Origin of the sequence: Dechloromonas sp. TW-R-39-2 (genome assembly GCF_016864195.1) — a bacterium.
In the GTDB taxonomy this organism is placed as follows: domain Bacteria; phylum Pseudomonadota; class Gammaproteobacteria; order Burkholderiales; family Rhodocyclaceae; genus Azonexus.
Genome location: NZ_CP045202.1, coordinates 2,698,737 through 2,712,797, shown reverse-complemented (window position 1 = coordinate 2,712,797; position 14,061 = coordinate 2,698,737). Strand labels below are relative to the sequence as shown.

Sequence of the window (14,061 nt, the reverse complement as noted above, 5' to 3'; positions counted from 1 at the left end):
TCGCCGCAACGGGAGTTTCCCGTGGGCAGACAAGCCGGACGAACGAAAAATGGCAGCACGCACAAACCTTTCATCAGGGACACCCCGCCCCATCATTGGTTGGAAAGTTGTTGCGGCAGGTCTCCTGGCTCTCGGTTCATCGCGCTTCGCTGCCTTCCCGGTGTGAGCCAGTGGCAAGAGTGGCGAAGCGCTCGCCGATAACAGTTGCGGGGGCAGCCCCGGATTTCGAGTCAGACTCGGCACCGGATTCCCTTTTAATCCCCAGAATGGGGAACCTTCAACAACTTTGATTCTAACGGTATGGTGGCCTGAGCGTCAATGATGTTTCTACTATGGGTAGTGCCTGCGAATATTTTTTCTACTGTATATGGTGGTTTTTGAATTTTTTAGAACACCGTACTCCTGTTTGCCAGACCGCTTGAAGTGGATGTAAAAGAGAGCTGGGCAGTTTGATCAGTTCGCTTTGGCGCGACCGTAGTGGGCCACAAAACTGGCCTTGCCAAGGGTGTTCGCATTGATCATGTAGCCGGCCAGTGCTGCGGTGGCATCGGCCGGGATTTCGATTTTGGCTGTCTTCAGGGCGTAGACCGTGAAAATGTAACGATGCGCTTTGTCACCTTGCGGCGGACAAGTGCCGCCCCATCCAGCGACACCGTAATCGATCCGTACATGCTTCGCACCGGCCGGCAGTTTTGCGCCACCGACCGCCCCGGCATCCGCCGCCAAGGCGTGCACTTCGGCGGGCAGATCGATGACTGACCAATGCCACCAACCCGAACCGGTCGGTGCATCTGGATCGTATACGGTGACGGCAAAGCTTTGGGTGCCGGCGGGGGCGCCGCGCCACTGCAAGGCGGGCGATTTGTTTTCGCCGGAGCAACCGAAACCATTGAACTCGAAACGCTTGTCGATCATGCTGCCGGGCTTGATATCCGGGCTGCTCAACTCGAAATCGGTCGCCACAGCGAAGGTCGACGTAGCGGCAAGTGCGGCGGCAAGAAGAAGTTTACGCATCATTTGGACTCCAGAAAAAGGAAGGCCAATGATGACCACAGGAAGCGCGGCGCGCTAGCTCTGGCGCGTCAATTGCTGTGCGTTGCAGTCCATACTGCAGCTTTCATGAGCGCAAGTGCGACGGTGCATAGCCAAAGCGCTGGCGAAACGCCGCTGAGAACCGGCTGTGTGAGTCGTATCCACAGCGCGCCGCAATTTCCGAAACCTGCAGGCTGGAGGATTGCAGCAAGGCCATCGACGCTTCGAGGCGAGCCTCACGCACGCATTGACTGACCGAGGTGCCTTCTTCCACCAATCTGCGGCGCAGCGTGCTGGCGCTGAGCAGGAAGGCACGCGAAACGCTGGCCATGGTCCAGTCGAATTCGGGGCGTTGCCCGACCAGCCGGTATACCCGGTCTGTCCAGCTCAAACTGTGCGTCGGCGTAAAAACCAGACCGCGCTCGGCCAGCAGCAACAAGACCTCCAGCGCCCGGTGTTCGCGAACGGCATTTGACGCGCGGGGATCTTCAAGCGCCGCCAGTGTATGGCTGAAGGTCGCCGTGAAAGCCTCATCCGCTTTGGTCATCGCGCAACTGCGCAATATCGGTGTCGCGGTGAACTGAGCAAAACGTTCGAAAAACTGTTCAAGCAACTGCGGCGAAAAACTGATGATGCGCGCCTGGTAGGCGCCACCCGGATCAGCTTCGTTGATCACATCCCACTGCGTTGCGCGCGGGATGAGAAATACCTCGTTGGCACCAAACTGCTTGTCACCGAGCGGGGTGGATAAGCGTTTGCGGCCGGAAATCACCCAGCCGACCAGATCGTCACGCATGGTGAGGGTGCGCACCGTATGCGAGATACGCGTGTTGATGGTCAGGGCAGAGACGCCAGCGGGTGAGTTCATCCGGGTGTGTGGATAGTGCAAGGAAATTGGGCGATTTTGGCGTGTCGACCGTAGCACGCAGGAAGATCGCTTGACGGGCAGCATTTGCCGCACGGCGCAGCGTGCTGTCCCAGCCCCCAGGCTGTGGCGGCCATGGGGTGCGTCAACCGGCTCAACGTTTTGCCGCGGGGGCCGGCGCGTCAATCAGCCGATGAAATGCCTCATGGACATCAAAGAATGCTGCATCCACATCGGCCAGCTTGCCTTTGCATTTGCCTTGCAAAGCGTTAATCGTTGCAAGCAGCGGCGTTGCGTCCGAAGACTGGATGCCCTTGGCCAGTTTCTCCATCTCGGCAGCCTGGGCGCAGGCGTTGCGCGAACGCTCCTTGCCGGGGCGTGCATGCCAAATCGGCGCGAGCACCGCATGGAACGCATCAACATCTTGGGGGAAATCGTGATGATGCTTGTGTCCCGGGTTTTCGGCCAAGGCGGCAGTGAGCCAAAGTGCTGACGAAACGGTAAAAAGCATCCTGCTAAGTTTGTTGATCATGACATTCCTGAAAAGAGTAAAAACTTCGATATTTGGGGCGATCCATACGTTATCCGAACTGCCGTATCAAATCACCTGGCATCCGGTGATCATCTGTGTCTCCGGCCCGGCTTTCAAACCTGATCTTGTGCCGCCATCGTTGGCAGGCTTGGGTTGTAGCGCGGGTCAATGGAAAAGCGGCAGGATAGCAAAATGTTGCGAGAGCCTCCAAAAATACGAATGAAATGTAGTTATTTGGTATGGGAGCTACCTAGGGCCTTCGGATTGTTTTGATCTAAATCAAGCTGCGCCTGAACATCAGAGGCACATTGCACGCTCAACTGTTCCCGCAGCCTGAGCTAGGAGAAGCAATGCGCGATGTAAAGTCTGTCCAGATTGATACCCTGTTGGGTCGAATCCCTTTGTTTGGAGGACTTTCCTGCGACGAGACTCTCGAAGTTGGCAAGGCCTGCCAGACACTGCATCTCGAAAAGAACGACATGCTGTTTCGATCCGGGAATGGGTGCTCTGGTCTGCTGATCGTGATGTACGGCCAGGTGAAAGTGGCATTTTCATCACCCCAGGGCACCGAAAAGGTCGTCACTATACTGGGCGCAGGGCAGAGCTTTGGACAGACCGAGCTTATTTTGGATCAGCCCTACCGGGCTCATGCGCAAGCACTGGATGACACGCTGGTGCTACAGATCTCGAAAACGGCAATTCTTGATCTGGTCGCCCGCAATCCGGGCTTCACCCATAATTTGCTAAGTTCTCTGTCGCAACAAACGCACGACCTGATGGTCGATCTGGAAGGGTACACGCTGTGTTCCGGCGCCAAGCGCGTACTCACCTTTCTGTTGCGTGAAGCAGCCAATCAGGAATCATGTCAGGAAGCCACTGTCATCAGGCTGTCTGCACCTAAAAGCGTCATTGCCTCTCAGTTAAGTCTGAGCCCTGAGCATTTCTCCCGGACTCTCCACGAATTGAGCGCGCAAGGTCTCTTTACCATCCAGGGGCGCGACATTCACATCAACAGCATCTCGCGATTACAACTGGATTTAGTCGCCTAATCAGGATTGGTCAGCGCTAGTACCCAATCCCCCCTTCCTTTCACTACCTTGGCTCGATCAATGATGGTTCTCGAGACTAATGCGATTTACACCGTTGAACTGTGCAGCGGAGATGTCCAGCAGTGGAAATACCTCGGTCAAGACAGCCGGGGATTGGTTTGGTGGAAGGATGTGGAAACCAGGCAGGAATTCAATGAGGCTTCCCTGATGTATGCGTGGCGCGTGAAGGAAAAAACACCTTCACAGAAGCCGTAGTCAAATCACTGCACATAGAGATAGGTTAGAGAAAAAGCAACGAGATGCCTATTTTCAGGCTGGAGTTTTTTTCTCTCGGCGGCTCGACTTCCAGCATCAACCGCATTCTAGAGTCATGTTGCGGGTGGGCTATCGGCTAAATAGCCGGTGACTGACTCCACGAAGCAGTTATCTGAAAATCCGCCAGGCTTCTGAGCCTGTCTTTGGGGATGCTTCATACCTGGCTTACGGCAGGCAGCTTGATTTCAATAGCCGTATACCGGAAAGTTGGCTGAATTGGTGCTATCGGCCATCTGCGGACACTCGATTACCGTGCCCCAAAGCAGACATTGCTCTGAGTCAGTTGTCCGGCATATTGATATTGTTATACTGACAGCCAACATTCCAAGTGACTGAATACAATATGCTTAGTGCAATATATCCGGCGTCAGCAATATCAATTGCCATGCGGACCCGAGCGTCCGTGTAAACACTGTTAGGTGCCACAAATGCGTCGTATCTTCTTACCGCTTTCTCTCGTATTTTTATGCGGGATTTCGCATGCTGGCATTTTGCCGGAAGCACAACGAGAAGAATTGCTCTCTCTCGTGCTTCAAAATTTTTGGGGAAAAGCAAAGCTCTCCAATGGTCAGTTTGCCCAACCAACCTCGGAGAAGGACAGAATTACAGTGCCAATTTCAAGAGCCGTGGCTAATCGCGCCTTTGATGTTGGCGAAGTTTCGGGCCTTGCCGAATGGTGCGGCCTTGATTGGCAGTCAAATTACACCTCACTCACGGGTGGCGCACGTAACCGAGGGTTTAGTGACAAGCAGGTTGCTTTTGTATCCTTTTTGCATGGAGCAGCCCAAGGACACATAGCATCGGCAATGTCCAAGTCGGGAGCATGTAGCTCACAAGATCGAACAAAAATTGAGCAGTTGTTTAATCAATCCAAAGCACGGGGCTTGGATGGCACCTAACACACCAATCCACCGGACCTTCGGCAAGCTGCGCTTGCCGAAGGTCCGGTGATTTTCTACGTTATGCCTCAAAGGCTCGCTATGACTGACTTCATCACGGCATCAACACACGAAGAACGATTGAGATGTGCCGTGTCTGCCGCATGGGAAATATTCGCCCGGAAAGTTGGCGGAAAAACCATCCCAATTAACAAAGAAGCGTCAATGCAACTTCAGTACGCTTACATTCTCCGCCAGTTAATTCCACTTACTTCGCACTCCGGTCACGAGGTGGCAGACATTGAACTGGAAACAGGTGTAAAAACGAAATTGGGAACAAATGAAATTGATATTCTTCTGAAAGGAGAATCAACCCAAGGCGAATCATCAATCGCCATTGAACTCAAGTGCTACCGCGCTATCGCATCTTCCGGTGGCCCACGAGGCGCTCACGACATATTCATGAAGGATGTATATGAAGACCTCGGTATTCTTGAGGAATATGTTTCTCTTGGTATCTCTAACCGCGGCGTTGCATTGGTAATGAACGACCTAAAACGGTTCGTAAACCCCAAGACCAAAGGCGGCAAGTGCTGGGCTTATGACATTTCCGATGGTCACTCAATATCAGGAGCCAATCTGTCAGTACCTATTGGCGGGAAAGACATATCCATTGAATTGCAAAAGTCATATCACTTTAATTGGTCAAAGTTTGGTAGCTTCTGGTTCATGGAGTTGGAAGGTGTTTAGGCATAATCCGGCACTCAACCCCGTTTGCTCAGCACTCTGGGCGCTGCGCGATAAAGCGCAGCGCCCCTTACCTTGAAACGTTAAAGCGCTTGCTGAGATGGGAAATCGTTGCTCTGCTCCAAAGCGGCGATTTAGCTGTTGCTGCCCGTCATGCTCGCTGGAAATGGGAGCTTCAATGACTTCTACATTCACGCCGATGATCTTGGGACACACCGACGACTCAACGAACCGCTTGATCAACTGCGGGATCAATTGTGGATTGCGCTGGGGTTGTGAGCGTGGGTGTGCATGTGAGCTTTAACCTACCATTGGAGCGGACCGCCTTCGGCGTCCGCTCATCTTCACGTTCCTGAACGTCCGGTTTTCAAGATAGCCTATAGCTGCTATGGGCACGTTCCGGCCATCTCAATTTCAGCCAACGATCAGATCGCCGGCCGGATGTGGCCTGCTAGCCGGAAGCTTCTTCCGTGCAGCTCGGTTTTCCTTGATGGAAAACCAGTTCATCGACGACTTTGCCGTTCTTCAGATGCGACTCGATGATCCGGTCCATATTTTCGTCGGTCACGTTGTAATACCAGGTTCCGTCCGGTTGGACGCCGAGAATCGGGCCGCCTTTGCAGGCTGCGACGCAGCCAGTCCGCGTTCGCTTGACGCGCAGCGGGCCGGCATCGACGCCTAGCCCGGCGGTGCGTAGTTTGTGCTGCAGGCTGTCAAACAGCGCCTGTCCTTCGCCGTTCAGTGTGCACCGTTCGCCGGTGCACACCAGCAGGTGGCGGCTGTATTCGCGGAATTTCGGCTTGGCGACCTGGCTCATGCTTCGATCTCGTTGGCCTCGCCTTCTTCCGGCACGTCGCTGATTAATACGGCAGCGATGTAATCCTCCGGCAGACGGTACTCGACGGCCAGTTCGGCGGCGCTCTTGCCGCTTGCCTGAATCGCCGCCATCCAGCCGTTCAGGCCGGTGGACAGCGAGCGGCCGGCCTGTTCGCCGTCGTGCGTGTTGCGCTCGCCGTCTTCAACGGCGTACTTGTTGGCGTAGCCGCGCGGGGTGACCATCAGGCCGTGCTTGACGAAAGTATTGGAGTTGCCGATCAGCACGGTCGACAACATCCCGATATCGCACTCGTTCATCTTCTCCAGCGTGGTGAATTCGATACGCTGCTTCGGGCGGTAGCCGGATTTAACGATGGCGACGGGCGTTTGCGGATCGCGGTGGCGCAGGAAGAGGCGCTGGGCTTCGACGATCTGCTGGGTGCGGCGGCCGCTCTTCGGGTTGTACAGCGCGACGACGAAGTCGGCGTAGGCCACGGCGTCGAGCCGGCGGGCGATGGTCGGCCATGGGGTCAGCAGATCGGACAGTGAAATGGCGCAGAAATCGTGGGTCAGCGGCGCACCGACCAGTGCAGCGCAGGTGTTGAGCGCCGAGGCGCCCGGCACGATCTCGACCTCGATGTCCGAGTCCGGCGTCCATCCGGCCTGGAACAGCACTTCAAAGGTCGGCCCGGCCATGCCGTAAACGCCGGCATCGCCGGAGGAAATCAAGGCCACTTTCTTGCCCTGGCGGGCGCGGTCGAGCGACTCGATGGCGCGATCGAGTTCCTCGGTCATCGATTTCTTGATCACTTCCTTGCCGACGACGAGATCGGCCACCAGGCGGATATAGGTGACGTAGCCGATGATCGTGTCGGCTTCGGCAATGGCGGCGCGGGCGCGGGCGGTCAGGTGATCGTTGCTGCCCGGGCCGAGACCGACGAGCATGATTTTCCCGGTCTTCACGGTGGCGGGGGCGAGGGTTTCTGGTGCGTTCATTGTGGAATCCTTGCAATGGAGACAGTGGCGTTGCGCCCGTCCGGGCCGCGCAACTTGTGTTTTTCGATGATCAAATGAGCGGCATCGGCATTGGCGGCGAGCAGCGCCGCGGCTTCCGAGACCGATGGTGTGCCGGTGTACTGGCGCACGGTTTCCGACGGATTCGGCACGTCGACCGCAGCAAGGGCCACGGCCGGGTAAAACAGGCAGGGCCAGCGGTGCGTCTCGATGACGTGGAGCAAGCCGGTTTCATTGGCTTTCAGGTCAATGCTGGCCGCTGCCCAGACATCGCTGAAACTGCGGCCGCACAGTGCCAGCGCCTCGGCGATGCATTGCTCGATGGTCGTGGCCGGGGTGTTCCGGTCGCAGCCGAGGCCGAGGGTGATTTTCATGCCCTGTCGGCCGGCCGGTAAATCACCCGCTTGCCGGCCAGGCGGGCAGCGAACTCGGCCGGCAGGGCGCGCTGGCTGATCCACAGGACGGCGGCAAAATGCTCGGGATCAATCTCCTCGATCCGGCTGAAACGCTGGATATTGGCTGCCAGCGGCCCACTTCGGCCATTGGCGTGATGCGTCCACCAGTCTTCGCTGCCGCTTTCCTGGACCAACGCAACCGCCTCGTCATTGACCACGGCGGCGCTGCAACGGACGATTTCGTCGTGCGTTGCTTCAAAAGTCCAGCCCAGTTCGCGGCCGAGCAGGTCGACGGCCAGCGTCTGGCGCGCATCGGATGCCGTGGTCAAGACCGGCGTCGCGCCGAGGGCGGTGGCGAGATGGCCGGCCAGTGAATTGGCACCGCCGAGATGGCCGGAAAGCATCGGGATGACGAACTTGCCGGCTTCGTCGATGACGACGACCGCGGGGTCGGTTTCCTTGTTTTTCAGGTGCGGGGCAATCAGCCGGACAACCGCACCGAGCGAGACGATGCAGACAATCCCGTCGAAGGCGGCGAACAAGGCTGGCACCTGGTCGCCGACCTTGCCGGTGTAGCAATGGAAGGCACCGGGCGCAGCGGTTTCTGCATCAGCCCGAAATTTTTCAGGGCAGAAAAGTTGAGCGCCAGGCAGGGCGGCAAGCACCTGGCCGGCCAGTGCGATGCCATGTTTGGTGATGGAGACGACGGCAATTTTCATGTTGGGGTTCTCTGTGGGGCTTGGTTTTTTGTCTTTTTCAGGCGTCGACCGCAGCAGCGTCCTTGCGCTTGCGGCAGCCACGGCGCAATTCGCCGCGTACGCGTTTCGGGTTCTGGACCAGCATCAGCGACAGGTAATTGACCTTTTCGCCCTTCAGGCTGGCGATGTCGCGGATCACGCGCTCGTCCGGCGAGCCGACCTTTTCGATGAACACCGAGGTGGCCAGCAGCTCGCGGCGTTCGAGCAGTTCGATGACCTCGTCGACCAGCGGCTTGACCTTGAGCAGGGCCAGCGTGTCGAACTCGTCGAGCAGATGGTCAATCACCTCGACGCCGTAGGCGGCCGGGATGATGGCGAAGGTTTCGTCTTCCTCGGCGAGCACGGTACCGGTGCTGGCGGCTGCGGCGGCGAAGGAGGAAACGCCGGGAATCGTCTCGACTTCAACTTCCGGCACCAGCTCACGGACAACGCGGGCGAGATGGCCGAAGGTGGCGAAGGTCGAGGCATCGCCTTCGACCAGGAAAACCAGGTCGCGGCCCTCGGCGAGCAGTTCGACCGTTTGAACGGCGGCGCGGCTCCAGGCCTTGGCGAGGATTTCGGCATCGCGCGTCATCGGAAAAACCAGTTCGACGGCATCGCCCGGCACGGCAATCCCGCCGCGTTCGACGATGGACAGCGCGTAGGAGGATTCCTCAGCCTTCTTGACCGGATACAGCCAGCGCGCGCCCGATTGCAGTGCGCGCCAGGCGCGGCGGGTGATCAGTTCGGGATCGCCGGGGCCGAGCGAGGCGCCGATCAGTTTGCCGTAGGTTTTGGGTTCAATCATGTGTTTTCCTTGCTTGCGGTGACGATCCAGACGGGGTTCTGGGCCGCCATCCGGTGCATGTCGAGAATTGGTTGCGAGCGGCTGGCCTGGAGCTGGACGACATCCCAGGCTGCGCCGTTTTCCTTGAGCGATGCGGTGGCGGTGGCGAGGTTTTCCAGCGTCACGAAGTTCATCACCAGCCGGCCGCCGGGTTTCAGGCGGGCGAGGATGAGCTTGATCAACTCACTGAGTTCGCCGCCCGAACCGCCGATGAATACGGCGTCCGGGTCGGGCCAGGTGTCGAGCAGGGTCGGGGCCTTGCCTTCGCATAGCGTGTAGTTGCCGACCCGGAAACGCACGGCGTTGGCGCGGGCGTTGGCTGCATCGCCCTCGTTTTTTTCGATCGCCCAGACATGGCCGTGCGGCGCCAGCCGGGCGCATTCGAGGCCGACTGAGCCGGAACCGGCGCCAATGTCCCAGACGATGGCGTCGGGTTTGAGGCGCAGTTTGGCGAGCGACAGGGCGCGCGCTTCCTGCTTGGTGATCAGGCCCTTTTCCGGCGAACGCTGGATGTATTCGAGGTCTTCCAGCCCGAAGCCGGGGCCGGCAGCGTCCGGCGTGCGTTCGACGAGCACGACATTGGGCTGCGGAAATTGCATTTCGGCGGCGTCGACCGCGGCAAGGCCGGTGAAGATGATTTCATCGTCGAGCAGCAGGCGACAGGCGACCGAAAGCCTCGCCTGGTCACCATAACCGGCGGTGATCAGCGCCCGGGCCAGGCGGTCGGGCGTGTTTTCCGGGCCGGTGAACAAGGCGACGCGCGGGTGCTGCGCAATCGTCCGCATCAGTTTGTAAAGACCGTGTTCCGGCGTGGCGCCGACGAACCACTCGCCGGCATCGGCGCTGTGGCAGGTGGCAATCCGGATGTCCTGCCAGGCTGTCTTGAAGCGGGCGAAAGCCAGTTGCAGGGTGGACACGGCGGGCATGATCTCGAAGCCGTTGCGGCCGAGCTTGCCGGTCAGCCACGAAGCGATGCCATGGCAGAGCGGATCGCCGGTGGCCAGCGCGACGCTGCTTTTGCCTTGCTCGCGCGCTTCCAGAATCCAGCCGGCGACCTGGCCGAGCTTGCCGCCCATATCGAAAATCTCGACGCCGGCGGCCAAATGGGGGCGGACCAGTTCAAGCGTGCGTCCGGCACCGATCACCACATCGGCCGTCGCCAGGCGCTGGCGGGCGGTGTCGGAAAGGCCGGCCCAGCCGTCATCGAGCATGCCGAGCAGGGTGCAGTGTTCAAGGGGTTTGATGGTCATGCTTCCTCTTCATCGACGCGACAAATGAACTGGCCTTCGAAATCGCAAACCAGCACGGCGAGGTGGTAATTGCCGGGGTAGTGTTTTTTCAGGCTGCGGATGGCCTTCTTGGCCAGTTGTTGGTGGAATGCCACGGTCAACCCCATTCCAGCGAGCTTTTCGGCGGCAAAGCGGGCTGTTTCGGCGGCGCGGATTTCTTCGACCAGATCGGGCGGCGCGCCGACTTCCTGGGCCGATTCGGCGAGAATGTCGCGGTCGACTTCGGCTTTCCAGGCATGGGTGACGGCAAGACCCTGGCACATCTTGGTCAGTTTGCCGACCATTGCCCCGACGTACACCTTGGGGAATTCGCGCTTTACCGCACTGCTGAATGCCGCTTTGACGAAATCGCCCATCTGCACAAAGCAGGATTCATCGAGTTCCGGCAATTGCTTCATGGCGAATTTTTCGGTCCGTCCGCCAGTCGTGAAGATCACGCTGGTCTGGCCTTGGCGGGCTGCCACATCGACCGCCTGCACGACACTGGCCCGAAAGGCGGCGGTCGAATAGGGGCGAACGATGCCGGTCGTGCCGAGAATCGAGATGCCACCGAGGATGCCGAGTCGGGCGTTGAGCGTTTTTTTCGCCATCTCGTCGCCCCCGGGGACAGAAATGGTGACTTCCAGCCCGTCGTGATCGAGCAACTCACCGGCCACCGCCCGCACGTTGTCGACGATGTTGCGGCGCGGCACCGGGTTGATCGCCGGGCCGCCGACTTCCAGCCCGAGACCGTCCTTGGTGACGACGCCGACGCCGAAGCCGCCCTTGAGGACGATTTCGCCGGCGCGATGCCTGAGCAGGCGGACATCGGCCGTCATGTGGGCGCCATGCGTCGCGTCGGGGTCGTCGCCGGCATCCTTGACGATCACGGCGTGGGCCAGTCCGGCCACTTCTTCGACATAACCGTCGATCACGGCAAAGCTTACTTCGCTGCCATTCGGCAGGCGACAGACCACCGTTTCGGCGACTTCGCTGTTGAGCAGGCCGAGTGTCGCCGCGCGGGCTGCGGCGGCCGAGCAGGCGCCGGTGGTGAAACCGGTGCGGTTGCCGCGTTCGCGCTTGGCGTCACCCTTGCGGACCTTGGTTTTGGTTTCAGCCGGCGCGGGATTGTCGACGGGGATGATTTCCGGAGGCATCGAGAATCAGGCGGCCAGTTCGTTTTGCTTGGCTTCGGCCAGCGAGAGCATGGCGTGGATGGCGGCAACGACCAGCGTCGAGCCGCCTTTGCGCCCCTTGATGGCGACCCACGGCACGTCGTTGACCGTCATCATCAGGTCCTTCGACTCGGCGGCGGAGACGAAACCGACCGGCATGGCGACGACCAGTGCCGGACGTACGCCTTCTTCGCGAATCAGGCGGACCAGTTCGATCAGTGCGGTTGGCGCATTGCCGATGCCGACAATCGCGCCATCCAGCTTGCCCAGCTTGTGTGCCTTGCGCATTGCCTGCACGGCGCGGGTGCTGTTCTCGGCCTTGGCCTGCGCAATGACGTCTTCGTCCGAAATGTAGTGGTGCGTGCTCAGGCCGAAGTGGGCCAGGCGCGGTTTGGAGAGGCCGACGCAGATCATTTCGACATCGGCGACGATAGGCGTATTGCCCTTGAGCACGGCTTCAAAACCGGCCCGCATGGCTTCCGGGTGGAAAGCGGTCAGGCCGTTGAATTCGAAATCGGCATTGGCGTGGATCATCCGGCGGACCAGCGGCCATTGTTCGTCGGTGTAATGGTGCGGGCCGGCTTCGGCATCGATCACGGCAAACGATTCGTGCTCGATGGCGCGGCCGGCGGCGGTCAGTTGTTCGGTAGCGGTATTGGGATTCATGCTTGTCTCCGTGCGATCAATCGTGTTTGTGGGCGCAGCCGTGGGCATGGCTGGTGTCATGGTTATGGCCGTGACTGCAGCCATGGTGTTCGCCATGGACAGCCGTGTGGCTGTGGTCGTGCAGATGTTCTGCCTCGGCCGCTTCGCGGTACTTGCAGCCATCGCATTCGAGCATTCCGCCGGCTTCTGCATCGCCGCCTGCCTTGCGGTCGAGCAGCTCGAAAATGCCCTTGTCGAAGCCGAAATGGGTGCCGAGCGCAAAGCTGACTTGCGGATACTGGCGTTGCAGGCGCTCGACTTGTTCCTTGATGCGCTCGATCAGCACGCCGGTAAACAGGTAGACCGGGACAATGGCAATTTGCATCATGCCCAGCCTGACCTGGCGCTGGACGACGGTTTCCAGGCGCGGCCAGGTCACGCCGGTGAAGGCCAGGTCGACCAGTTCATGATCGTTGTCCTCGAAAATCCAGCGCGCCATCTTGGCCAGTTCGCCATTGGCGCCGGCATCGGACGAACCGCGTCCGAGCAGGATGACGCCGGTGGTCATCGGGTCGGGGACTGCCAGTTGTTTCATCAGGCGGTCGAGCTGGCCCTGCAGCACGGCAAAAATCTCGCGCCCCATGCCGAGGTGGCGGGTGACGACAAACTCGACGCCGGGGTGGCGCAGGCGGGCTTCTTCCAGCGCATGCGGCAGTTCCATCTTGACGTGGCCGGCGGCGTTGAGGATGAAGGGAATGGCCACGACGCGTTTTGCTTCACGCGCCGCGCGGTCGAGGCCGGCATCGAGTAGCACCTCGGCGTGCTCGATGAAACACACCTCGATGCGCCAGTCCGGGTGCTGTTCGCGCCACTGCGCCGCGAAATTGATCGTTTCCTTGTTGCCTTCGCGGCCGCGTGAACCGTGGCCGACGAGAAGCAGGGTGGTGTCGTTAATCATTGGGTTTCTCGGTTGCCTTGCGGAAGCGGTGGGTGAAGCTCGGGTCGTAGAGCTTGGAGCGAATCAGGTCGGGCCAGTCGGCGGCGCCCAGGGTCGGGCTGGCGACGATCATCGCCTGGCTGGCGATCTTCTCGTCCTGGCACTTGCGTTTGATGTCCTTGATCGTGCCGCGCACGATCTTTTCCTCGCCCGGCCAACTGGCTTTCTGGATGACGAGAATCGGCGCATCTTCCGGCCAGCCGGCGGTGAGCAATGCTTCCTGAACCTTGTGCAGCAGCGTGATCGACAGGTAGATGCACAGGGTCGATTTGTGCGCGGCGAGCGATTCGAGATCTTCGCCCGGCGGCATCGGCGTGCGCCCGGCAACGCGGGTCAGGATCACCGTTTGCGTCACTTCGGGCAGGGTCAGCGTTTCACCGGCCGCAGCCATCGAGGCCATCGCCGAGGAAACACCGGGAACGACGGCCCACTCGATGCCGGCGGCGGTCAGCGGGCGGGTCATCTCGATCAATGCGCCGTACAGGCCAGGGTCGCCGGTTTGCAGGCGAATGACTGTCTGGTGCTTTTCAGCGGCGGCGATCAGCCAGTCGGTCATTTCTTCCAGCGTCATGTCCTTGGAGTCGCGGATCTCGCAGCCTTCGGGGGTGAACAAGGTCGCCGCCTGATCGACCAGCGAACCGGCAAAGAGCACGGCTCCTGACTGTTCGAGCAGCTTGCGGCCTTTGACCGTGATCAGGTCGGGGTCGCCGGGGCCGGCGCCGATGAACCAGATTTTTCCGGGCATTTAT

Annotated in this window: 17 protein-coding genes and 1 riboswitch; of the genes, 4 read left to right on the top strand and 13 right to left on the bottom strand. The window is 59.6% G+C overall.

The window, feature by feature from the left end; all coding sequences use genetic code 11:
• Positions 1-96: 96 nt before the first annotated feature.
• Positions 97-294: riboswitch (cobalamin riboswitch) on the bottom strand.
• Positions 295-453: 159 nt separating this feature from the next.
• The 3 genes from GBK02_RS13160 to GBK02_RS13150 form a co-directional block, all read right to left on the bottom strand.
• Positions 454-1,017 carry a YbhB/YbcL family Raf kinase inhibitor-like protein gene (locus GBK02_RS13160; protein ID WP_239003025.1) on the bottom strand — a complete coding sequence of 188 codons (564 nt, stop codon included), beginning with the start codon at positions 1,015-1,017 and terminating at the stop codon, positions 454-456.
• A 100-nt stretch (positions 1,018-1,117) separates the two neighbouring features.
• A complete protein-coding gene (locus GBK02_RS13155) occupies positions 1,118-1,900 on the bottom strand; it encodes a helix-turn-helix transcriptional regulator (protein WP_203467092.1) in 783 nt (260 codons plus the stop codon).
• A gap of 151 nt (positions 1,901-2,051) precedes the next feature.
• Complete coding sequence (locus tag GBK02_RS13150) at positions 2,052-2,429, bottom strand: hypothetical protein (protein WP_203467091.1); 378 nt, start codon at positions 2,427-2,429, stop codon at positions 2,052-2,054.
• 350 nt (positions 2,430-2,779) lie between these two features.
• Between GBK02_RS13150 and GBK02_RS13145 the strand changes: the two genes are divergently transcribed.
• The 4 genes from GBK02_RS13145 (at position 2,780) to GBK02_RS13130 (ending at position 5,421) form a co-directional block, all read left to right on the top strand.
• On the top strand, positions 2,780-3,478 hold the full coding sequence (locus tag GBK02_RS13145; protein ID WP_203467090.1) for a Crp/Fnr family transcriptional regulator: 699 nt from the start codon (positions 2,780-2,782) through the stop codon (positions 3,476-3,478).
• Positions 3,479-3,538: 60 nt separating this feature from the next.
• Positions 3,539-3,733: a hypothetical protein gene (locus tag GBK02_RS13140; RefSeq protein ID WP_239003024.1), complete on the top strand. Its 195-nt coding sequence runs from the start codon at positions 3,539-3,541 to the stop codon at positions 3,731-3,733.
• A gap of 488 nt (positions 3,734-4,221) precedes the next feature.
• Entirely contained in the window at positions 4,222-4,692 is a 471-nt protein-coding gene (locus GBK02_RS13135; protein WP_203467089.1) for a hypothetical protein, read from the top strand.
• 81 nt (positions 4,693-4,773) lie between these two features.
• The gene (locus GBK02_RS13130) at positions 4,774-5,421 is read left to right on the top strand and encodes a hypothetical protein (RefSeq protein ID WP_203467088.1); all 648 of its coding nucleotides are present in this window, start codon (positions 4,774-4,776) and stop codon (positions 5,419-5,421) included.
• A 448-nt stretch (positions 5,422-5,869) separates the two neighbouring features.
• On the opposite strand, the gene GBK02_RS13125 is transcribed toward GBK02_RS13130, so the two are convergent.
• From GBK02_RS13125 to cobM, 10 genes are read right to left on the bottom strand one after another with little or no spacing between them, the layout of a single operon-like run.
• Entirely contained in the window at positions 5,870-6,235 is a 366-nt protein-coding gene (locus tag GBK02_RS13125) for a ferredoxin (protein ID WP_203467087.1), read from the bottom strand.
• Complete coding sequence (gene cobJ / locus GBK02_RS13120) at positions 6,232-7,230, bottom strand: precorrin-3B C(17)-methyltransferase (RefSeq protein ID WP_203467086.1); 999 nt, start codon at positions 7,228-7,230, stop codon at positions 6,232-6,234. Before cobJ ends, GBK02_RS13125 begins: the two co-directional genes overlap by 4 nt.
• Positions 7,227-7,622: a cobalamin biosynthesis protein gene (locus tag GBK02_RS13115; RefSeq protein WP_203467085.1), complete on the bottom strand. Its 396-nt coding sequence runs from the start codon at positions 7,620-7,622 to the stop codon at positions 7,227-7,229. Before GBK02_RS13115 ends, cobJ begins: the two co-directional genes overlap by 4 nt.
• Positions 7,619-8,362 (bottom strand): cobalamin biosynthesis central domain-containing protein, encoded by a 744-nt coding sequence (locus GBK02_RS13110; RefSeq protein ID WP_203467084.1) that lies wholly within the window; start codon positions 8,360-8,362, stop codon positions 7,619-7,621. The genes GBK02_RS13115 and GBK02_RS13110 overlap by 4 nt, the downstream gene beginning before the upstream one ends.
• A 37-nt stretch (positions 8,363-8,399) precedes the next feature.
• The gene (gene cobI / locus GBK02_RS13105) at positions 8,400-9,188 is read right to left on the bottom strand and encodes a precorrin-2 C(20)-methyltransferase (protein WP_203467083.1); all 789 of its coding nucleotides are present in this window, start codon (positions 9,186-9,188) and stop codon (positions 8,400-8,402) included.
• On the bottom strand, positions 9,185-10,477 hold the full coding sequence (cbiE, locus tag GBK02_RS13100) for a precorrin-6y C5,15-methyltransferase (decarboxylating) subunit CbiE (RefSeq protein WP_203467082.1): 1,293 nt from the start codon (positions 10,475-10,477) through the stop codon (positions 9,185-9,187). The genes cobI and cbiE overlap by 4 nt, the downstream gene beginning before the upstream one ends.
• Positions 10,474-11,652 carry a cobalt-precorrin-5B (C(1))-methyltransferase gene (locus GBK02_RS13095; protein ID WP_203467081.1) on the bottom strand — a complete coding sequence of 393 codons (1,179 nt, stop codon included), beginning with the start codon at positions 11,650-11,652 and terminating at the stop codon, positions 10,474-10,476. The genes cbiE and GBK02_RS13095 overlap by 4 nt, the downstream gene beginning before the upstream one ends.
• Positions 11,653-11,658: 6 nt before the next feature.
• Positions 11,659-12,336, bottom strand: coding sequence for a precorrin-8X methylmutase (locus tag GBK02_RS13090; RefSeq protein ID WP_203467080.1), 678 nt, complete (start codon positions 12,334-12,336; stop codon positions 11,659-11,661).
• 16 nt (positions 12,337-12,352) lie between these two features.
• Positions 12,353-13,270, bottom strand: coding sequence for a sirohydrochlorin chelatase (locus tag GBK02_RS13085; protein WP_203469398.1), 918 nt, complete (start codon positions 13,268-13,270; stop codon positions 12,353-12,355).
• Positions 13,266-14,057 carry a precorrin-4 C(11)-methyltransferase gene (cobM, locus tag GBK02_RS13080; RefSeq protein ID WP_203467079.1) on the bottom strand — a complete coding sequence of 264 codons (792 nt, stop codon included), beginning with the start codon at positions 14,055-14,057 and terminating at the stop codon, positions 13,266-13,268. Before cobM ends, GBK02_RS13085 begins: the two co-directional genes overlap by 5 nt.
• Positions 14,058-14,061: the final 4 nt, after the last annotated feature.